5 protein-coding genes are annotated in these 25,680 nt (G+C 44.2%); all 5 read left to right on the top strand.

The features are described from left to right. Window positions 1-177: 177 nt before the first annotated feature. The 5 genes from Q2T41_RS04085 (at window position 178) to Q2T41_RS04065 (ending at window position 25,680) form a co-directional block, all read left to right on the top strand. The gene (locus tag Q2T41_RS04085) at window positions 178-5,052 is read left to right on the top strand and encodes an Ig-like domain-containing protein (protein WP_304435056.1); all 4,875 of its coding nucleotides are present in this window, start codon (window positions 178-180) and stop codon (window positions 5,050-5,052) included. 11 nt (window positions 5,053-5,063) lie between these two features. After that, entirely contained in the window at window positions 5,064-6,017 is a 954-nt protein-coding gene (locus Q2T41_RS04080) for a PorP/SprF family type IX secretion system membrane protein (protein ID WP_144801541.1), read from the top strand. Window positions 6,018-6,032: 15 nt separating this feature from the next. Then, window positions 6,033-7,973, top strand: coding sequence for an OmpA family protein (locus tag Q2T41_RS04075; RefSeq protein ID WP_304435055.1), 1,941 nt, complete (start codon window positions 6,033-6,035; stop codon window positions 7,971-7,973). 312 nt (window positions 7,974-8,285) lie between these two features. Then, window positions 8,286-12,743, top strand: a complete 4,458-nt coding sequence (locus Q2T41_RS04070; protein ID WP_304435054.1) for a Calx-beta domain-containing protein — start codon at window positions 8,286-8,288, stop codon at window positions 12,741-12,743. 382 nt (window positions 12,744-13,125) lie between these two features. Beyond that, on the top strand, window positions 13,126-25,680 hold the full coding sequence (locus Q2T41_RS04065) for a beta strand repeat-containing protein (protein WP_304435053.1): 12,555 nt from the start codon (window positions 13,126-13,128) through the stop codon (window positions 25,678-25,680).

Raw genomic sequence — 25,680 nt, 5'->3', positions numbered from 1 at the left:
ACAAAACGCAACACTACATTGCCATGGTGATTAGTAAAACACTAAACACTTATGGGTAAAACTACATTATTGAAGATTGATGGATTTAGGTTTAAACTTTCAAACTTATTTCTAATATGTTTTTCTTTTTTTATAATCGGGATCCAATTTAGCAAGGCTAATCAGGAGGGTTCTTTGATGTATAAAAATAACGATACCACTACCAACAATGATACGGATATTGATGAGGATGATGATGGCATTTTGGATACTGTGGAAGACCAAAATGAGGATGGGGACAATAATTACTTGACCAATCCGTCTGACCAAGATGGAGATGGAATTCCTAATTATTTGGATATTGATTCGGATAATGACGGTATTTTGGATACAATTGAAGCCCAGGGCAACGGAACCTTTATTGTTAGATGGAACAGGGATGATAATGGTAATGGTTTGGATGATGCTTTTGAGCAATCTGGCATGTTGGGCTTAACCCCGGTAAATACAGATGGTATAAGAGGAAGTTGTAAACCTATTCCTGATTATTTGGATATAGATTCTGATATTGATGGTATTAGGGATAATGTTGAGGCACAATCCTTTTTAGGCTATGTGGCGCCCTTAAATATAGACAGTAACGCTAACGGTTTGGATGATGCGTACGAAGGTAGTTACGGTTTTGGGATAATTCCTATAAATTCTGATAATGATGAATTTCCGGATTATCGTGATTTTGATTCTGATGCGGATGGTATTAAGGATAAAGTAGAGGCTCAGACGTCCGCCGGTTATCTTAGACCGCTAGGTGATACCAATTGTAATGACATTGATGATGCTTATGAAGATGGTTTAAGTACTGTTGATACTGATGGTGATGGTATGCCGGATTATCGTGATAAAGACTCTGATAATGATGGTATTTTAGATAATAATGAAAGCCAGTCAATTGATGGTTATTTGGCCCCCGGAGGTGTTGATAATAACCGAAACGGTATGGATGATGTTTATACCCCTAGTGGTATTACGCCAATAAATTCAGACAACGATAATCAGCCAGATTTTAGGGACATAGACAGCGATAACGACGGCATACCTGACAACGTAGAGGCACAGACCACATCGGGCTACATAGCGCCCAATGCGGACGATTCGGCCACGTATGCGTCCAACGACGGGGTCAACAGCGCGTACATAGGTGGCCTTGACCCCGTGAACACGGACGGCACGGACAATGTCGATTATCTTGATGACGATAGCGACAACGATTCGGTGCCCGACAACAACGAGGGCAACGATTTTAATTATGATGGCATTCCCGACCAGACTTATACTGGAGTGGACACGGATGGTGACGGACTTGACGATGGCTATGAAGGTTCTGACGTGAACGACGGATTCGATGTGAACGACGAGATAGACGACCCTGCGACGGACCTTCCCGATACGGACGGCACCGAGGACGTGAACTACCGCGACCTTGACGACGACGGCGACGGTATCGATACGCCCGACGAGGATGCCGATGGCGACGGTGACCCTACGGACGACGATACGGACGGTGACGGCACCCCTGACTACCTGGACCCGGATCAGGGTACGGATACCGATGGGGACGGGGTACCGGACAGTGTAGACCTTGACGATGACAACGATGGGATATTGGATACGGTGGAGGACCCTAACATCGATGGGGACAACGACCCGTTGACGGACCCTGCCGATACGGACAATGACGGCAGGCCCGACCACTTGGACATAGACAGCGATAACGACGGCATACCTGACAACGTAGAGGCACAGACCACATCGGGCTACATAGCGCCCAATGCGGACGATTCGGCCACGTATGCGTCCAACGACGGGGTCAACAGCGCGTACATAGGTGGCCTTGACCCCGTGAACACGGACGGCACGGACAATGTCGATTATCTTGATGACGATAGCGACAACGATTCGGTGCCCGACAACAACGAGGGCAACGATTTTAATTATGATGGCATTCCCGACCAGTCCTATACCGGTACCGATACCGATGGTGACGGTCTTGACGATGGTTACGAAGGATCTGACGTGAACGATGGTTTCGATGTGAACGACGAGATAGACGACCCTGCGACGGACCTTCCCGATACGGATGGCACCGAGGACGTGAACTACCGCGACCTTGACGACGACGGCGACGGAATCGATACGCCCGACGAGGATGCCGATGGCGACGGTGACCCTACGGACGACGATATGGACGGTGACGGCACCCCTGACTACCTGGACCCTGATCAGGGTACGGATACCGATGGGGACGGGGTACCGGACAGTGTAGACCTTGACGATGACAACGATGGGATATTGGATACGGTGGAGGACCCTAACATCGATGGGGACAACGACCCGTTGACGGACCCTGCCGATACGGACAATGACGGCAGGCCCGACCACTTGGATATAGACAGCGATAACGACGGCATACCTGACAACGTAGAGGCACAGACCACATCGGGCTACATAGCGCCCAATGCGGACGATTCGGCCACGTATGCGTCCAACGACGGGGTCAACAGCGCGTACATAGGTGGCCTTGACCCCGTGAACACGGACGGCACGGACAATGTCGATTATCTTGATGACGATAGCGACAACGATTCGGTGCCCGACAACAACGAGGGCAACGATTTTAATTATGATGGCATTCCCGACCAGACTTATACTGGAGTGGACACGGATGGTGACGGACTTGACGATGGTTACGAGGGATCTGACGTGAACGACGGATTCGATGTGAACGACGAGATAGACGACCCTGCGACGGACCTTCCCGATACGGACGGCACCGAGGACGTGAACTACCGCGACCTTGACGACGATGGCGACGGTATCGATACGCCCGACGAGGATGCCGATGGCGACGGTGACCCTACGGACGACGATACGGACGGTGACGGCACCCCTGACTACCTGGACCCGGATCAAATTAATAATGAGGAATTGGATGCAGTTGACGATGTTGCAAGTACGCCATTGGATACGGCGGTTGAAATTGCCATATTGGATAATGACCTGGGCATACCGTCCGATGGAACGATAACCAGTACGGAGCCGTCCAATGGTACGGTAGCCATAAATGATGGTGGAACGCCAGACGATATCAGCGATGATACCCTTATCTATACCCCTGACGATGGTTTTGAAGGTACGGACAGTCTGGAGTATACGGTATGCGATACGTTGGGCAACTGCGATACCGCAACCATAACGATTACGGTAGGCGAACCAGAGGAATTGGATGCAGTTGACGATATTGCAAGTACCCCATTGGATACGGCGGTTGAAATCGACATATTGGAAAACGACCAGGGCATACCGTCCGATGGAACGATAAGCACTACGGAGCCGTCCAATGGTACGGTAGCCATAAATGATGGTGGAACGCCGGACGATATCAGCGATGATACCCTGATCTATACCCCTAACGATGGTTTTGAAGGTACGGACAGTCTTGAGTATACGGTATGCGATTCGTTGGGCAACTGCGATATCGCAACCATAACGATTACGGTAGGCGAACCAGAGGAATTGGATGCAGTTGACGATGTTGCAAGTACGCCATTGGATACGGCGGTTGAAATCGCCATATTGGAAAACGACCTGGGCATACCGTCCGATGGAACGATAAGCACTACGGAGCCGTCCAATGGTATAGTAGCCATAAATGATGGTGGAACGCCAGACGATATCAGCGATGATACCTTGATCTATACCCCTGACGATGGTTTTGAAGGTACGGACAGTCTGGAGTATACGGTATGCGATACGTTGGGCAACTGCGATACCGCAACCATAACGATTACTGTAGGCGAACCAGAGGAATTGGATGCTGTGGACGATATTGCAAGTACGCCATTTAATACGGCGGTTGAAATCGCCATATTGGAAAACGACCTGGGCATACCGTCCGATGGAACGATAAGCACTACGGAGCCGTCCAATGGTACGGTAGCCATAAATGATGGTGGAACGCCGGACGATATCAGCGATGATACCCTGATCTATACCCCTAACGATGGTTTTGAAGGTACGGACAGTCTGGAGTATACGGTATGCGATACGTTGGGCAACTGCGATACCGCAACCATAACGATTACGGTAGGGGAACCAGAGGAATTGGATGCAGTTGATGATGTTGCAAGTACGCCATTGGATACGGCGGTTGAAATCGCCATATTGGAAAACGACCTAGGCATACCGTCCGATGGAACGATAAGCACTACGGAGCCGTCCAATGGTACGGTAGCCATAAATGATGGTGGAACCCCGGACGATATCAGCGATGATACCCTGATCTATACCCCTAACGATGGTTTTGAAGGTACGGACAGTCTGGAGTATACGGTATGCGATACGTTGGGCAACTGCGATACCGCAACCATTACGATTACGGTAGGCGAACCAGAGGAATTGGATGCTGTGGACGATGTTGCCACAACTACAATGGATACAGAAGTTGAAATATTAATTTTGGAAAATGACTTTGGTGTTCCTGAAGTTGGTACAATTACAGTAACGGAGCCATCAAACGGAGTAATTGAAATCAATGATGGTGGTACTCCAAATGATGTTTCTGATGATACAATACGTTACTTTCCAAATGAAGGTTTTGAAGGTGCTGATAGTTTTGAGTATACGCTTTGTGATAGTATAGGAAATTGTGATACTGCCGTAGTTGATATTACGGTAACAAACGAGAACCCTACAACACCACCGGAAGAATTTAAGATAGAGGTCAATCAAATGGTGACTCCAAATGGTGATGGCAGGAATGAGTTTTTATTTATTAGGGGTGTAGATCAAATTCGTAATAGTACTTTAAAAATCTTCAATAGATGGGGAGTGGCAGTGTATGAAGGAGAGAATTATAATAACCAGAATAATGTATTCGACGGTAGGTCAAGAGGAAGGTCTACGTTAAGTGTAGATGAGTATCTTCCTGCCGGTATATATTATTATATCTTTGAATATACCACATTGGACGGAGTAAATAATGTAGATAGTGAATATCTATATATAAGTAGATAATAGTTTTAAATATGAATATTAAAAATAAATTATTAGTTGTACTAAGTGGGTTCTTGTTTTACTGTGGAACGGTAATGGCACAACAAGATGCTCAGTACACTCAATATATGTTTAATACCATGAGTGTCAATCCGGCCTATGCAGGGTCAAGGGGGCAACTTAGTATAACAGGTTTGTATAGATCACAATGGGTAGGTTTGGAAGGAGCTCCAAAAACACAGACGTTGAACATACAATCCCCTATCAGAAATAGCAAACTGGGTTATGGTGTATCTATAGTTAATGATGAAATAGGAGACGGGGTAGTTCAAGAGACATATTTTGATGCTGTGGTATCGTATACAGTTGATGTTTCTGCAGAAGGTAAATTATCATTTGGTCTTAAGGCCGGTGGAAATTTATTGAATTTGGACTTTAATAAGTTGCGCAATTTTGATGAGGAACCTGTAAATGCGGATAATATTGAAAATAGGTTTTCACCTAATATAGGGGTGGGACTTTATTATCATTCCAATGAGTTTTATGCAGGATTATCTGCTCCAAACTTATTTCAAACAGAGCATTTCGATAACTCGCAAAGAGATGCGGGAAGTGTTCAATTTTTGTCAAAGGAAAGAATTAATTTTTATTTGATAACGGGGTATGTGTTTGACTTAAACGGTAATTTAAAATTTAAACCGGCCTTATTGACAAAAGTGGTAGGTGGTGCTCCTTTACAAGTAGACATGTCCGCCAATTTTATGTTCAATGATAAATTCACTTTTGGTGCGGCTTATAGATGGGATGCTGCACTAAGTGCCATGGCAGGTTTTCAGATATCCGATCAATTTATGATAGGTCTGGCTTACGATAAGGAAACAACAGATTTGGGAGGCACACAGTTTAACGATGGTTCATTTGAAGTATTGTTAAGATATGAATTGGTGAAATCCTTTCAAAGACTGGTATCACCTCGTTTTTTCTAAATGGAGAATATTACTATGGGACAAAGAGTACTATTAATACTTGCGCTACTATTATTTGGTCATGATTTTATCCATGCTCAAGAACGATTAATTGAAAAGGGCAATGAAAAATTTGAAGCTTATTCATTTAGTCCGGCAATCGATATTTACAAAAAGGTTTTGGATAAAGGCTATGTTTCTGCAGATTTGCTTAGGAAATTAGGTAATTCATATTATTATAATGCTGATTACAAAGATGCGGCCGATACCTATAAAAAACTTGTAGCGGATTATTCTGCGGAAGCCACGCCAGAGGACTACTTTAAGTATGCCCAAACACTAAAATCGTTAGGGGATTATGAAATTTCAAATTCAATAATGAAAAAATTCATTGAAGTTACAAAAGGAGATGGCCGCGCAACTGCTTTTACTGAAGACCGTGATTTCATGCAGGAAATAAAGGACAATTCAGGGAGATATAATATAGGACCTTTTGAATTTAATTCACCCTATTCAGAATTTGCACCTTCTTTTTATAAGGAAGGGTTAATATTTTCTTCTGACCGTGATACCGGAAATTTTGCGCGATATCGTCATACCTGGAATGCCAAGGACTTTTTGGACCTCTATGTGGTTAATGCGGATAGTGCATCTATCAACAAAGTAAAAAAGTTGGGTGAGAATGTAAATACACGATTACATGAATCCACCTCTGTGGTGACAAAAGACGGTCAAACATTATATTTTACAAGAAATAATATTGTAGACGGTAAGTACGTAAAGGACGAACAGGGAATCATTCGTTTAAAAATTTTTCGGGCTGCCGTGATGGAAGATGGTACTTGGGGGGAAATAGAAGAACTTCCTTTTAACAGTGATGCATATTCTATAGCAAACCCTGCATTAAGTCCAGATGAGAAAACACTTTATTTTGTTTCTGATATGCCTGGAACATTTGGAGAATCGGACCTGTATATGGTTACGATAAATCAAGATCGTACATTTGGAACACCACAGAATTTAGGTCCAAATATAAATACTGAGGCACGTGAAACTTTTCCTTATGTAACAGCTGGGGAAATTTTGTATTTTTCTTCTGATGGACATCCCGGTCTAGGAGGTTTAGATGTTTTTGCAACCAAAATATTACGTCAGGATTTTACGGGTAAAGTTTTAAATGTTGGGGAACCGGTAAATAGTAAAGGAGATGATTTTACATTTATCTTCAATGAAGAACTGCGTACCGGCTACATGGCCTCTAACAGGGAGGGCGGTCTTGGATATGACGATATATATAGCTTTACGGAAACAAAACCATTAGTGTTTGACTGTATACAACAGGTTACGGGTACGGTTAGGGATAAAATAACCAATGAAGTATTGGTCGGTGCAACGGTAAAGGTTATAGATGAGGAAAACAATGAACTATTTTCTACAATTACGGATTCTAAAGGTACGTATAGTTTAGAACTGGATTGCAACAAAGGCAATTTTGTAAGAGCGCTTATGGAAGGATATATTCCTTTTGAAGAGTATATTGGAATATCGGACGGTAAGCCCAAGATTATTGATTTTTATTTGGAAAGAGATAGGATTACTGCCGGTTTTGGTGATGATTTGGCCAAGTTGCTACAGTTGAGCACCATATATTTTGATTTTGATAAATATAATATTAGAAAGGATTCTGAAGTGGAAATTGAAAAAGTTATCGCCGCCATGGAAAAGTATCCAAGCTTAAAATTAAAGGTTAATTCGCATACGGACAGTAGGGGACCAGCATCTTATAATCTATGGCTTTCACAGAAAAGGGCAGAATCTACCATTAATTATATGATTAAGAAAGGTATATCCAATGATAGGTTGGTAAGTGAAGGATATGGAGAGACCAAATTGTTAAATGAATGTGCGGACGACGTAAAATGTAGCGCTTCTAAACACGATATAAATAGAAGGTCGGAATTTATAATATTGGAATAGAATTTTAATTTTCAATAAAAAAAGCAATCAGGATGTCTGGTTGCTTTTTTTTATGATTTATGGTCAAGGAGTAATTTGATTATGAAAGTTTTGAATCTTTTGAGATGTGAAGCTATTTGGAGCTTTATAGATGAAATACATGAACGTATAATCAATTTAATTTTAAGTAAACCGCACTTTTCCTTTCGTTCACTTAGGTATAATCTTACTTCACAACAATTATTAGGCTTAGGCTTTTTACCTGTTTATTTTTACGATTGTTATTTTATTGGAATTTTTTTCTAGTGAATTAAACGGCCCATTATTTTAATTATGAATTTAAAATATCTGTATTGTGTATTGCTTTTATTGCTTTCTGCAACAAGTTTGTATGCACAAGAAACTTATCTAGATACCTTTACCAGTACTTCGTACGGCATAAATGAGGGGACCCAAAATTTTAGTTCTAACTGGATAGAGCAAAATGATGGTAATGAAGCTTGGGGAGGTAGTATTAGGATAACTGGGGGCAGACTTAGATTTAGAAATAGTGATGATGGATGGATCTATAGATTTGTTCCATTAGACGGTGCTTCTTCGGCTACGTTAACATTGGATTATGATGCAACCTCTGCGGGTGGTGAAGGAATTGATGTATTTGTATATAATGCAGATAATAATGATTGGGGTTTTGTGCAAAGAATTAATAGTGGTAGCGGTTCTATTACCTATAATTTAACGGCCGCTCAAATAGCCTCTAATCCGGCAATAATATTTTTTCCCGTAGATACAAATTGGCAAAATTCAGACACCATTTATATTGATAATGTACTGTTTACTGCAACTTTTGGCTCGGAAGTATTGGTTGACGATGTTACTGTAAATGAAAATGCGGGTACCGCAACCTTTACGGTTAGGCATGGTGGCAGTGCAGCTAGTGGTCCCTATAGTGTTGATTATACTACTACAAATATTTCTGCTATTGCTGGTCAAGATTATACGGCATCTAGTGGAACTTTAAATTTTGATGGTACTATTTGGGATACGGAAACCATTACTATATTTATAACGGATGATACGATATTTGAGGGGGATGAAACATTTAGGTTTTCATTTACTTCTACAACTGATCCTAATGTAGATATCACAGATTCGGCAATTGGTACCATATTGGCGAATGACGCATTGATTATTACCGATGGTCAAACGGCAACCACATGTAATGATATTTTTCTGGACTCCGGAGGAATCGGTAATTATTCCGATAATGAGGATATCGTATATACCATTTGTCCGGATACTGCAGGCAATTACATTCAATTGGACTTTCAACAGTTTGATGTAATCCCGGGAGATGTCTTATATGTGTATGATGGTAGTACAACCGGTGCTACACTTTTAGGTCAATATGATAATGATAACGTCCCAACCCAGGTTTTTGCTACCAACAATAATGGGTGTTTAACATTTAGATTTACCTCAAATAATAATACATCTGGTAATGGATGGCAGGCAGATGTCACATGTTCTCCTCCTGGTCCAAAAATTGTTGTAGATGATGTCTATGTAGATGAAGATGCAGGTAGTGCTATTTTCACCGTTACCCATGTACGTGATCGTCATGGTTATAATAATCTTTTATTTGGTTTTGTGGAGACGCCTTTTACTGTGGAATATATGGTTAGTGATGGAACGGCAAACAATGGTAGTGATTATATCTCAGTAAACGGTACACTTACATTTACCGGTGCGGTTGGTAATGTTCAGACTTTTTCTGTGCCAATTGTAGATGATGGGGTTCCTGAACTAGTTGAATACTTTACGGTAGGGTTTTCTGATGCTACGGCCCAATATGCCACTGTAGATTATAGTGATACAGCAGATGGGTATATCAATTCTCAAATTTTGGCCAATGATCCCTTAACCTTATTTCAGGAATTTGATGGCTACTACGACTATTCCACAACAGGAGGTTCCTTAAGGACAAATGATAATAATACCGATCCATGCGCAATAACCACTTCTTCTTCCAACTCGTTAATTTCACCTATACCAAATACGGCAACCATTAAAAAGGCATATTTATACTGGGCACATTCCAGTACAGTTGTAGATGGTTCAGTTACATTTGAAGGACAAACGGTAAATGCAAATTACCAATACCAGACTACACTTACCAATAGAAACTTTTATGGATATGTAAGTGATGTAACGACAATTGTCCAGAGCGTTGGTAATCCATCAACAAATGTCTTTGACTTTTCAGATTTAACCGTAGATAATTCAAATACGTACTGCTCATCGGCTACGGTGTTGGGTGGTTGGACATTATTTGTCTTTTATGAAGATCCAAATTTACCTGCGGTAAATATTAATTTGTACCAAGGTTTTGATGGTTTAAGTAATGCGGGTAATTCATTTACCTTAGATAGTTTTTATGCAATTGCAGGAGCAGGTGCAAAAGCTTCGTTCTTATCATGGGAAGGAGACTCAACGCTAGATGGTAATAGTTCCGGAACTACCAATCCCAATGGTGAAAGGTTGTCCATAACCAATCAATCAAATCAATCGTTTCAATTGACTGGAGATGGTGGGCAGACAGGTAATAATGCATATAATTCTACCTTGTTCGATAATACGGTCAGTCCAGATTATAATGTGAGTACGACTTACGGTGTAGATTTGGACACGTATGATATTTCAACCTATGTTTCACCAGGGGATTCACAAGTAACTGCAAATGTGGATGTTGGTCAGGATTTTATCATTTCTGCAGCGGTGGTGTTGAAGGTGCCTTCAAACCTAATTGCGGGTACTGTTTTTGAAGATATTAATTATGGGGGCGGTCTTGGCAGAAATATGTCAGATGCAAACGGTGTTGGTGTATCGGGAGCAATTGTAGAATTATATGAAAGTAATGGAACATTTGTTAGAAGAACCAATTCAAAGGTTAACGGAGACTATAGTTTTGGTGGGATGGCAGATGGTGATTACTATGTAAAATTGGTGAATTCAACAGTTAGGTCTACTAGGGTTAACGGTATAAACTGTACAACATGTGTCCCGGTACAAACCTTTAGAAGCTATGGTGATGTTAATAACAATTTTGAAGTTTTGGATGAAATTGGGGGTGCGGATCCAACTGCAATTTCAGATTCTGCATTAGGAATATTTGCTGATTCTCAAAGTTTATCCTTGGTGAATATTGCAAGCAGTGGTGTAGCTAATATAGATTTCGGATATAATTTTAATACAATTGTAAATACCAATCAATTTGGTCAGGGTTCTTTGGAACAGTTTATTTTAAATAGTAACACCCTGGGTGAGGCGGGATTGGATATAGATGCAAATTCCATTTTTGACCCTGCGGCCGGTGAGGATGTATCAATTTTTATGATACCACCAACTGGCGATTCAATGGGGCGGGCTGCAGATGCCAACTATAATGCATCTGGTTATTTCGATATATTTTTGGACAATTCAAATCCTCTGTCCGATATTACAGGTAATACAACAATAATTGACGGAAGAACTCAAGAGGCTTATTCAGGAAACACCAATCCAGGTACATTTGGTTCTGGAGGTACGGGAGTAGGTGTAACTAATACCATATTACCAAATTATAATAGGCCGGAAATACAAATTCATAGAAATGGTGGCGATGTTATAAATTTAGATGGTACAAATGTGGAACTTAGAAATATATCTGTATATGCAAATAATAATGCAGCGGTACGTATTCTTGGGGGGTCTGCTACGGTGTCTGGTAATATACTTGGAGTAAATGCGCAGGGTGCATCCTCCGGAAATGTTGATTATGGTGTGGAGCAAATGGATGGAAATGCCATTATAACCTCTAACTATATTACAGGAAATATAGAATCGGGGATATTTATTGATGGTGGAACAAATAGTTTAATAGAATTAAATCATTTGGAGACCAATGGAGGTGATGCCTGTGCCGATAATATTATTATTGAGGATGGTAGTGGTATTTCGATACAAAACAACTTAATTGAAAATGCTGCATCTTCAGGTATTGAAATTGATCGTGTGGATGGTGTAACAATCTCAAATAATTCCATTGGGTTTTCAGGGCAAAACGGAGGAAATTGCTCTGGTAATTATGAGGGTATGGCTATAAAGATAGATGGTGAAAATACAATTATAGGGCAAAATAGAATTTATTCCAATGGAAGTGCAGGTATTGTTATAACGGATGGTAGTATGAATAGGATTACGCAAAATTCTATTTATGCCAATGGTACTATGGTGCCAAGTCTTGGTATTGATTTGGATATGGATGGGGTAACCCTAAATGATAGTGCGGATGGAGATTCTGGACCTAATGATTTGGAAAATTTTCCAATATTATCTGGCGTTTATGTGGCAGGGTCTAATTTAGTGGTAACGGGTTGGGCATCTCCGGGAACAACGGTAGAAGTATTTTTTACGGATGTCAATGAAGGAACGGCCAATTTGGGAGACAATCAATTGGGCTTAACTCAAGATTATGGTGAAGGTCAAATTTATATTGGTACGGCCGTAGAAGGTAGCGCAAATGACCAAGACAGTAGCATATCGTTATATACGGATGAAGATGGAAATACGGATAATACAAATAAATATAAGTTTGTATTTCCTTTACCGCCAGGAACTGCCATTGGTGATTTAGTGACCACAACAGGTACAAGGTCAAATTCAACTTCAGAATTTTCTCCAGAAGTTATTATAAAGGCTTACACGGTTATTACCAATAGCAGGATAACGTACAGGGTAAAAACGAATTAATATTTTCTATATCATGCATTTTTTTTAACAAACGTGTTTATAAACAAGTTTGTTAAAAAGAATGCATCTGAATTAAATGCTTTTGATAATATTTATTATCCCTGAAAAAAGAATAATTTTTAAACTTTTTTTCTCTGGATTCTATAATCCAATTTTACAGTTCTAAAGTTTTTTTGACTCCTGTAACCTACTGAAATTAGGGTGCCTCCTCGATAAACAACCACCAATCACTAATACGTAATTGGAATTAGCTAACCTCATGTTTGCCTATCTATACTGTGCAAATATCAGTGTACACAACATTTATTTTAAGGAGCACTTGTTATAATCAATATTTGTGTTAAGTGAAAACTGGTGATTCGTTTAATCGAGAAATAAACGGATGAATCTAAGAAGCACTTATAGAATAACCTATATGACCAACGATTTTTTGAAAGTGGAATTGAATATAAAAAGTATGAAAAGTCAGACTACCACAACCTTGAATTTTACCATCAAAACAATTATGGTGATGATTGCATTGATGTTGTCGGGGATTACTGTGGCACAAACAACGGTAACCTTAGAAGACCAATGTAATTGTGAAGTACTTCAAGGTACAGATGTTTCTACTCCTGGAGCCATAACTCCTGCTGGTGCAGATTTGGGAGACTTGTATGTAAATACGGATACAGGAACTATTTATTATTGGAATGGAGCTTCATGGGAATTGACTTCTTCGGATGACCAAAATCTTCAAAATTTTAGTTTTGATCCTTTGACCAATATTCTTTCCCTTGAAATTGAAAACGGAAATACCGTTACTGCAGATTTGTCAACTTTGGACAGAACAGCATCAGAGATTATATACGATAACTCAACCTCATTATTATCGGCCACAAATGTCAAGGATGCTATTGATGAAATTAATGCAGCGGCAGGAACCGTTGCTTTGGTTGATAATGGCGACGGCACCTATGACTTTACAAGTGCGGATGGTGATATTACCACTATTGGTGACACTTCTATATCCACACTTAACGATAATGGTGATGGTACATATACTTATACGGATGAATCGGGTCTTGAACAAACTATTGATACCAATTCGCTATCCATTTCCAATACCATTTCCGGTAGTAGAATTGGGACGATAACAATGGCAGATGGTACAACGGAAGACATCAACGAGACGATAACCGATATCAGTGGCACCTTGACCACGGGCAACGAGATCGGTGTTTACGAAAAGGAGGACGGTACCACGGTATCGATACAGGAGACGATTACGAGCATAGTGGACAACAACGACGGTAACGTGACCTTGGTGAACGAGGCGGGTGCCAGCGTAACCATTGCGAAATCTGATATAACGGCGAACCCTGACGGTACCTATACCTTTACGAACAATGACGGTAGCGATGTGGTCATCGATACGAACGGACTGGTGATCAGCAACCTTGTAGCGGGTAACCGTATAGCAACGGTAACGGAGGCCGACGGAACCACGGCTGACATCAACGAGACGATAACCGATATCAGTGGCACCTTGACCACGGGCAACGAGATCGGTGTTTACGAAAAGGAGGACGGTACCACGGTATCGATACAGGAGACGATTACGAGCATAGTGGACAACAATGATGGAAACGTGACCTTGGTGAACGAGGCTGGTGCCAGTGTGACCATAGCAAAATCTGATATAACGGCGAACCCTGACGGTACCTATACCTTTACGAACAATGACGGTAGCGATGTGGTCATCGATACGAACGGACTGGTGATCAGCAACCTTGTAGCGGGTAACCGTATAGCAACGGTAACGGAGGCCGACGGAACCACGGCTGACATCAACGAGACGATAACCGATATCAGTGGTACCTTGACCACGGGCAACGAGATCGGTGTTTACGAAAAGGAGGACGGTACCACGGTATCGATACAGGAGACGATTACGAGCATAGTGGACAACAACGACGGTAACGTGACCTTGGTGAACGAGGCTGGTGCCAGCCTAACGATTGCGAAATCTGATATAACGGCGAACCCTGACGGTACATATACCTTCACGAACAATGACGGCAGCGATGTGGTCATCGATACGAACGGACTGGTGATCAGCAACCTTGTAGCGGGTAACCGTATAGCAACGGTAACGGAGGCCGACGGAACCACGGCTGACATCAACGAGACGATAACCGATATCAGTGGCACCTTTACCACGGGCAACGAGATCGGTGTTTACGAAAAGGAGGACGGTACCACGGTATCGATACAGGAGACGATTACGAGCATAGTGGACAACAACGACGGTAACGTGACCTTGGTGAACGAGGCTGGTGCCAGCGTAACGATTGCGAAATCTGACATAACGGCGAACCCTGACGGTACCTATACCTTTACGAACAATGACGGTAGCGATGTGGTCATCGATACGAACGGACTGGTGATCAGCAACCTTGTAGCGGGTAACCGTATAGCAACGGTAACCGAGGCCGACGGAACCACGGCTGACATCAACGAGACCATTACAAGTATAGTGGACAACAACGACGGTAACGTGACCTTGGTGAACGAGGCGGGTGCCAGCGTAACGATTGCGAAATCTGATATAACGGCGAACCCTGACGGTACCTATACCTTTACGAACAATGACGGCAGCGATGTGATCATCGATACGAACGGACTGGTGATCAGCAACCTTGTAGCGGGTAACCGTATAGCAACGGTAACGGAGGCCGACGGAACCACGGCTGACATCAACGAGACGATAACCGATATCAGTGGTACCTTGACCACGGGCAACGAGATCGGTGTCTATGAAAAGGAGGACGGTACCACGGTATCCATCCAGGAGACGATTACGAGCATAGTGGACAACAACGACGGAAACGTGACCTTGGTGAACGAGGCGGGTGCCAGCGTAACGATTGCGAAATCTGATATAACGGCGAACCCTGACGGTACCTATACCTTTACGAACAATGACGGTAGCGATGTGGTCATCGATACGAACGGACTGGTGATCAGCAACCTTGTAGCGGGTAACCGTATAGCAACGGTAACGGAGGCCGACGGAACCACGGCTGACATCAACGAGACGATAACCGATATCAGTGGTACCTTGACCACGGGCAACGAGATCGGTGTCTATGAAAAGGAGGACGGTACCACGGTATCCATCCAGGAGACGATTACGAGCATAGTGGACAACAACGACGGTAACGTGACCTTGGTGAACGAGGCTGGTGCCAGTGTGACCATAGCAAAATCTGACATAACGGCGAACCCTGACGGTACCTATACCTTTACGAACAATGACGGCAGCGATGTGGTCATCGATACGAACGGACTGGTGATCAGCAACCTTGTGGCGGGTAACCGTATAGCAACGGTAACGGAGGCCGACGGAACCACGGCTGACATCAACGAGACGATTACGAGCATAGTGGACAACAATGATGGAAACGTGACCTTGGTGAACGAGGCTGGTGCCAGTGTGACCATAGCAAAATCTGATATAACGGCGAACCCTGACGGTACCTATACCTTTACGAACAATGACGGTAGCGATGTGGTCATCGATACGAACGGACTGGTGATTACTAACCTTGTAGCGGGTAACCGTATTGCAACGGTAACCGAGGCCGACGGAACCACGGCTGACATCAACGAGACGATTACAAGTATCGTTGATAATAATGATGGTACCTTGACTTTTACCCGTGAGGATAATAGCACACAAACAATTACTAAATCTCAATTAACGGATAACGGTAACGGAACATTTACATTCAACAATGGTGATGGTACTCCAATTTCCTTTGACGGAACTGATGACCAGGATGCATCACAGGTAAATTTATTGACTCCTATTGATGTAGATGGCGACTCGGTGAATGAAACAACGGTAGAAGATGCTATCGCAGATTTAGCGAACAATAGCAGTGACAATCAAAACCTTACGGGAGCCACGTTAAATGCTACTAACCAGCTTCAAATAGATATTGAAAGAGGTTCGTCGGCAAATGTAGATTTATCTTCATTAAGTGAAACGGTAACTGCCGGTACGGGAGCTGTTACGGTAGATGATGATGGAAATGGCAATTATACGATTAACTCTATAGATTCAGATGAAGATGAAACCAACGAGTTAGCTGTCTTGGATTCTGGTCCTCCAATTGCAAATGGAACAAATTCAGGTGATACTTATGTAGATACTGATAATGGTCAATTATACGCTTGGGATGGTACAACTTGGCAACAAGTAGGAGGAAGTGCTGCGCCAGATGCGGATCCAGATCCAGAAAATGAGCTTTCAGATGTAGCATTAACAGGAACAACTTTAGAATTAACCAACCCTGCACCTGGTGCAACCGGAGTTGATTTAAATAATACGTTTGCTACGGACCAGGAATTGACTGATGCTATTGCGGCGAGTGAATTGTTAGATGGCGATAAAGACGACCAGAACGAATTACAAGATTTAGAAGATGTTTTAACAAGAGATCCTAGTGCTGCTGGTAATGTTATTACAGACTTAGGTTCACCAGTTAATGCCAATGATGCTGTAAATAAAGCATATGTAGATAATCTTGCTGACGATGATGTAAGTGTTACCAATATTGTTGGCGGGAATAGAATTGCAACTATTTCTGAACCAGGAATTACGCCCGTTGATATAAATGAAACGATTACTAATGTAGTAGATAACGGGGATGGAAGTTTTACCTATACCAATGAAAATGGAGCACCGGTATCATTCCAGGCGTCCACGATCACGGATAATGGCGATGGAACATCTACCATTGGTTTAGCCGATGGCGGAACCATTACGGTGGACAATGACGGAGTGGATAACGTGGACGATGCGGACAACGACCCAAGGAATGAGATTACAACTGTAGCCGATAACGGCGACGGAACTTCCACGATTGCGGATGTCGATGGCAATTCGGTAACGGTGGACAATGATGGAGTGGATAATGTGGACGATGCGGACAACGACCCAAGAAACGAGATTACCACGGTAGCCGATAACGGCGATGGTACTTCTACGATTGCGGACGTCGATGGCAATTCGGTAACGGTGGACAATGATGGAGTCGATAATGTGGACGATGCGGACAACGATCCAAGGAATGAGATTACTACGGTAGCGGATAACGGCGACGGAACATCCACTATCGCGGATGTCGACGGCAATTCGGTAACGGTTGACAATGACGGCGTGGATAATGTGGACGATGCGGACAACGACCCAAGAAACGAGATTACCACGGTAGCCGATAACGGCGATGGTACTTCTACGATTGCGGACGTCGATGGAAACTCGGTAACGGTGGACAATGATGGAGTCGATAATGTGGACGATGCGGACAACGATCCAAGGAATGAGATTACTACGGTAGCGGATAACGGCGACGGAACTTCTACTATTGCGGATGTCGACGGCAATTCGGTAACGGTGGACAATGATGGCGTGGATAACGTGGACGATGCGGATAATGTAATCGGAAACGAATATAATACAGGAAGTGGAATTACGAATGGAACTCTGGAAATCACGGATGGTGGTGGAACGGAGTCGGTAAACCTAATAAGTACAAACGCAGATAATGATCTTGCTTTTGGAACGGACGGGGCATTATATTTAAATGTTGCTTCTGTTACAATATCAGAAACCATTACCACTTTGGCGGATAACGGGGATGGAAGTTTTACCTATACCAATGAAAATGGAGCACCGGTATCATTCCAGGCGTCCACGATCACGGATAATGGCGATGGAACATCTACCATTGGTTTAGCGGATGGCGGAACCATTACGGTCGATAATGACGGAGTGGATAATGTTGACGATGCGGACAACGACCCAAGGAATGAGATTACCACGGTAGCGGATAACGGCGACGGAACATCCACTATTGCGGATGTCGATGGCAATTCGGTAACGGTTGACAATGACGGAGTGGATAATGTGGACGATGCGGACAACGACCCAAGAAACGAGATTACAACGGTAGCGGATAACGGAGACGGTACTTCCACGATCGCGGATGTCGATGGAAACTCGGTAACGGTGGACAATGACGGAGTCGATAATGTGGACGATGCGGACAACGACCCAAGGAATGAGATTACCACGGTAGCCGATAACGGCGACGGAACATCCACGATTGCGGATGTCGATGGAAACTCGGTAACGGTGGACAATGACGGAGTGGATAATGTGGACGATGCGGACAACGATCCAAGAAATGAGATTACCACGGTAGCCGATAACGGCGACGGAACATCCACTATTGCGGACGTCGATGGCAATTCGGTAACGGTGGACAATGACGGAGTGGATAATGTGGACGATGCGGACAACGACCCAAGGAATGAGATTACCACGGTAGCCGATAACGGCGACGGTACTTCTACGATTGCGGACGTCGATGGCAATTCGGTAACGGTTGACAATGATGGTGTCGATAATGTGGACGATGCGGACAACGACCCAAGAAACGAGATTACCACGGTAGCCGATAACGGCGACGGAACATCCACGATTGCGGACGTCGATGGAAACTCGGTAACGGTGGACAATGACGGAGTGGATAATGTGGACGATGCGGACAACGACCCAAGAAACGAGATTACCACGGTAGCCGATAACGGCGATGGTACTTCTACGATTGCGGATGTCGATGGCAATTCGGTAACGGTCGATAATGACGGAGTGGATAATGTGGACGATGCGGACAACGACCCAAGAAACGAGATTACCACGGTAGCGGATAACGGCGACGGAACATCCACTATTGCGGATGTTGATGGCAATTCGGTAACGGTGGACAATGACGGCGTGGATAATGTGGACGATGCGGACAACGACCCAAGGAATGAGATTACCACGGTAGCGGATAACGGCGACGGTACTTCTACGATTGCGGATGTCGATGGCAATTCGGTAACGGTCGATAATGATGGCGTAGATAACGTGGACGATGCGGATAATGTAATCGGAAACGAATACAATACAGGAAGTGGAATTACGAATGGAACTCTGGAAATCACGGATGGTGGTGGAACGGAGTCGGTAAACCTAATAAGTACAAACGCAGATAATGATCTTGCTTTTGGAACGGACGGGGCATTATATTTAAATGTTGCTTCTGTTACAATATCAGAAACCATTACCACTTTGGCGGATAACGGGGATGGAAGTTTTACCTATACCAATGAAAATGGAGCACCGGTATCATTCCAGGCGTCCACGATCACGGATAATGGCGATGGAACATCTACCATTGGTTTAGCGGATGGCGGAACCATTACGGTCGATAATGACGGAGTGGATAATGTTGACGATGCGGACAACGACCCAAGGAATGAGATTACCACGGTAGCGGATAACGGCGACGGAACATCCACTATTGCGGATGTCGATGGCAATTCGGTAACGGTTGACAATGACGGAGTGGATAATGTGGACGATGCGGACAACGACCCAAGAAACGAGATTACAACGGTAGCGGATAACGGAGACGGTACTTCCACGATCGCGGATGTCGATGGAAACTCGGTAACGGTGGACAATGATGGTGTCGATAATGTGGACGATGCGGACAACGACCCAAGAAACGAGATTACCACGGTAGCCGATAACGGCGACGGAACATCCACTATTGCGGATGTCGATGGCAATTCGGTAACGGTGGACAATGACGGCGTGGATAATGTGGACGATGCGGACAACGACCCAAGGAATGAGATTACCACGGTAGCCGATAACGGCGACGGTACTTCTACGATTGCGGACGTCGATGGCAATTCGGTAACGGTTGACAATGACGGAGTCGATAATGTGGACGATGCGGACAACGACCCAAGAAACGAGATTACCACTGTAGCGGATAACGGCGATGGTACTTCTACGATTGCGGATGTCGATGGAAACTCGGTAACGGTTGACAATGACGGCGTGGATAATGTGGACGATGCGGACAACGACCCAAGAAACGAGATTACCACGGTAGCGGATAACGGCGACGGAACATCCACGATTGCGGATGTCGATGGCAATTCGGTAACGGTGGACAATGACGGCGTGGATAATGTTGACGATGCGGATAACGACCCAAGGAATGAGATTACCACGGTAGCGGATAACGGCGACGGTACTTCTACGATTGCGGATGTCGATGGCAATTCGGTAACGGTCGATAATGATGGCGTAGATAACGTGGACGATGCGGATAATGTAATCGGAAACGAATACAATACAGGAAGTGGAATTACGAATGGAACTTTGGAAATCACGGATGGTGGTGGAACGGAGTCGGTAAACCTAATAAGTACAAACGCAGATAATGATCTTGCTTTTGGAACGGACGGGGCATTATATTTAAATGTTGCTTCTGTTACAATATCAGAAACGATTACCACTTTGGCGGATAACGGGGATGGAAGTTTTACCTATACCAATGAAAATGGAGCACCGGTATCATTCCAGGCATCCACGATCACGGATAATGGCGATGGAACATCTACCATTGGTTTAGCCGATGGCGGAACCATTACGGTCGACAATGACGGAGTGGATAATGTGGACGATGCGGACAACGACCCAAGGAATGAGATTACCACGGTAGCCGATAACGGCGACGGAACATCCACTATCGCGGATGTCGATGGAAACTCGGTAACGGTCGACAATGACGGAGTGGATAATGTGGACGATGCGGACAACGACCCAAGGAATGAGATTACCACGGTAGCCGATAACGGCGACGGTACTTCCACGATTGCGGACGTCGATGGCAATTCGGTAACGGTCGACAATGACGGCGTGGATAATGTGGACGATGCGGACAACGACCCAAGGAATGAGATTACCACGGTAGCCGATAACGGCGACGGAACATCTACGATTGCGGATGTCGATGGCAATTCGGTAACGGTCGATAATGATGGCGTGGATAACGTGGACGATGCGGACAACGACCCAAGGAATGAGATTACCACGGTAGCCGATAACGGCGATGGTACTTCTACGATTGCGGACGTCGATGGCAATTCGGTAACGGTCGATAATGACGGAGTGGATAATGTGGACGATGCCGACAACGACCCAAGAAACGAGATTACCACGGTAGCGGATAACGGCGACGGAACATCCACTATTGCGGATGTCGATGGCAATTCGGTAACGGTGGACAATGACGGCGTGGATAATGTGGACGATGCGGACAACGACCCAAGGAATGAGATTACCACGGTAGCGGATAACGGCGACGGTACTTCTACGATTGCGGATGTCGATGGCAATTCGGTAACGGTCGATAATGATGGCGTAGATAACGTGGACGATGCGGATAATGTAATCGGAAACGAATACAATACAGGAAGTGGAATTACGAATGGAACTCTGGAAATCACGGATGGTGGTGGAACGGAGTCGGTAAACCTAATAAGTACAAACGCAGATAATGATCTTGCTTTTGGAACGGACGGGGCATTATATTTAAATGTTGCTTCTGTTACAATATCAGAAACCATTACCACTTTGGCGGATAACGGGGATGGAAGTTTTACCTATACCAATGAAAATGGAGCACCGGTATCATTCCAGGCGTCCACGATCACGGATAATGGCGATGGAACATCTACCATTGGTTTAGCGGATGGCGGAACCATTACGGTCGATAATGACGGAGTGGATAATGTTGACGATGCGGACAACGACCCAAGGAATGAGATTACCACGGTAGCGGATAACGGCGACGGAACATCCACTATTGCGGATGTCGATGGCAATTCGGTAACGGTTGACAATGACGGAGTGGATAATGTGGACGATGCGGACAACGACCCAAGAAACGAGATTACAACGGTAGCGGATAACGGAGACGGTACTTCCACGATCGCGGATGTCGATGGAAACTCGGTAACGGTGGACAATGATGGTGTCGATAATGTGGACGATGCGGACAACGACCCAAGAAACGAGATTACCACGGTAGCCGATAACGGCGACGGAACATCCACTATTGCGGATGTCGATGGCAATTCGGTAACGGTGGACAATGACGGCGTGGATAATGTGGACGATGCGGACAACGATCCAAGAAACGAGATTACCACGGTAGCGGATAACGGAGACGGAACTTCCACGATTGCGGATGTCGATGGTAATTCGGTAACGGTTGACAATGACGGAGTGGATAACGTTGATGATGCGGACAACGACCCAAGGAATGAGATACAGACGGTAGCATCTGGTGATGGTTCCGTAGATGTAGTAAGGACCGGCGATAATTTTGATTTATCGGTAACCATCCCAGCGAACAATGATAATGATCCAAGGAATGAAATAACTACGGTAGCCGATAACGGAGACGGTACTTCCACGATTGCGGATGTCGATGGCAATTCGGTAACGGTTGACAATGACGGAGTCGATAATGTTGACGATGCGGACAACGACCCAAGGAATGAGATTACCACGGTAGCGGATAACGGCGACGGTACTTCTACGATTGCGGATGTCGATGGCAATTCGGTAACGGTCGATAATGATGGCGTAGATAACGTGGACGATGCGGATAATGTAATCGGAAACGAATACAATACAGGAAGTGGAATTACGAATGGAACTTTGGAAATCACGGATGGTGGTGGAACGGAGTCGGTAAACCTAATAAGTACAAACGCAGATAATGATCTTGCTTTTGGAACGGACGGGGCATTATATTTAAATGTTGCTTCTGTTACAATATCAGAAACGATTACCACTTTGGCGGATAACGGGGATGGAAGTTTTACCTATACCAATGAAAATGGAGCACCGGTATCATTCCAGGCATCCACGATCACGGATAATGGTAATGGAACATCTACCATTGGTTTAGCGGATGGGGGAACCATTACGGTCGATAATGATGGCGTAGATAACGTGGACGATGCGGACAACGATCCTACTAATGAAAATCAAACAGTAAGTGCTGGTACGGGAATATCTGTCAATCAAGTTGGTCAGAATTTCGAGGTGACCAATACGGCACCTGACCAAACAGTATCGATTGCAGATGGCGGCAACGGTAACGTAACGGTTGGCGGTACGTATCCAAATTTCACTATAGATGTACCTGACGCCACGGTAGATACTGACGACCAGGACCTATCGAGCGCTGTGGTCACTGCAAACGAGAGTGTCGAGATACAGATTTCTGACGGTAACAATACAACGATAGATATTAGGGATGCGGATAGTGACGCTACCAATGAGATACAGGATCTTCAGTTCACCGGTGGGGTAATTAGTTTGACCGATGACCCCGGTGCTACCACGATAGACCTGAGCAACTACGATACGAACGCATCGGATGATTTTGACGGACAGTGGAGCAGCCTAACGGGAGTGCCTGCAGGTTTTGCGGACAACGTGGACAATGTGGACGATGCGGATAATGACGCTACGAATGAATACAACACGGCCTTCGGGATATCAGGGAGCAACCTGAGGTTGACCGATGGCGGTGGCAACCTTGATGTGCCGTTATCAGCATTGGGAACTGACGAGCAGGACCTGTCCAGTTCGGTTGTCACTGCAAATGAGAGTGTCGAAATTCAGATTACCAACGGTAACAATACAACGATAGATATCCGTGATGCGGATAGCGACCCAACCAACGAGAACCAGACGGTAAGTGCTGGTACGGGAATATCTGTCAATCAAGTTGGTCAGAATTTCGAGGTGACCAATACGGCACCTGACCAAACAGTATCGATTGCAGATGGCGGCAACGGTAACGTAACGGTTGGCGGTACGTATCCAAATTTCACTATAGATGTACCTGACGCCACTGTAGATACTGACGACCAGGACCTGTCGAGTGCCGTGGTTACTGCCAATGAGAGTGTCGAGATACAGATTTCTGACGGTAACAATACAACGATAGATATTAGGGATGCGGATAGTGACGCTACCAATGAGATACAGGATCTTCAGTTCACCGGTGGGGTAATTAGTTTGACCGATGACCCCGGTGCTACCACGATAGACCTGAGCAACTACGATACGAACGCATCGGATGATTTTGACGGACAGTGGAGCAGCCTAACGGGAGTGCCTGCAGGTTTTGCGGACAACGTGGACAATGTGGACGATGCGGATAATGACGCTACGAATGAATACAACACGGCCTTCGGGATATCAGGGAGCAACCTGAGGTTGACCGATGGCGGTGGCAACCTTGATGTGCCGTTATCAGCATTGGGAACTGATGAGCAGGACCTGTCGAGTGCCGTGGTCACTGCAAATGAGAGTGTCGAAATCCAGATTACCAATGGTAACAATACTACGATAGATATTAGGGATGCGGATTCGGACCCTTCAAACGAAATTCAGGTTTTAGGTAGATCCGGTACTACGTTGTTATTATCTAATGGTGGAGGTTCGGTATCTATTGCGGATAACGATAATAGTTCTAGCAATGAAATTCAAACCTTGACTTCAACGGATGGGTCAGTAACCATAACACCAAGCGGTATCAATTACAATTTATCCGTTCCTGCTGTGGAAGAAACAGTTGTTACTGCAGGAACAGATATAAGTGTTACGGGTAATGGTAGTGCGGCTACACCATATGTAATCAGTAATACCAGGCCAAATATTTTTTACCCACCATCTATTGCCGTAGATGTGGCAACGACCGGTACAGATAGAACAATAGATTTACATGCAGAATACCTTGTACAATATGGTACACCATCAGTGGCAAGTGCGGGTGCGCCGGCAGCAATTCCTACATATGCCAATAATGAATTGTATTATTATGTTACGTATTATGATACTACAGTATTTGCCAATGTAAGTGTAAATGCACTTGGGATTATGTCCTATGATGTAATATCCACGCCAACAGATTACAATACATTGATAAACGTTGTATTTGTAGCCCAATAG

Origin of the sequence: Maribacter confluentis (assembly GCF_030505015.1) — a bacterium.
GTDB lineage: Bacteria > Bacteroidota > Bacteroidia > Flavobacteriales > Flavobacteriaceae > Maribacter > Maribacter sedimenticola.
The sequence above is the reverse complement of the archived record's forward strand: the minus strand, read 5'-3'. Positions and strand labels throughout refer to the sequence as shown.

What these genes read in the sequence shown, in the direction of transcription:
- Q2T41_RS04080 (WP_144801541.1), top strand. Translation starts at nt 5,064, where the DNA reads ATGAATATTAAAAATAAATTATTAGTTGTACTAAGTGGGTTCTTGTTT.
- Q2T41_RS04070 (WP_304435054.1), top strand. Translation starts at nt 8,286, where the DNA reads ATGAATTTAAAATATCTGTATTGTGTATTGCTTTTATTGCTTTCTGCA.
- Q2T41_RS04075 (WP_304435055.1), top strand. Translation starts at nt 6,033, where the DNA reads ATGGGACAAAGAGTACTATTAATACTTGCGCTACTATTATTTGGTCAT.
- Q2T41_RS04065 (WP_304435053.1), top strand. Translation starts at nt 13,126, where the DNA reads ATGAATCTAAGAAGCACTTATAGAATAACCTATATGACCAACGATTTT.
- Q2T41_RS04085 (WP_304435056.1), top strand. Translation starts at nt 178, where the DNA reads ATGTATAAAAATAACGATACCACTACCAACAATGATACGGATATTGAT.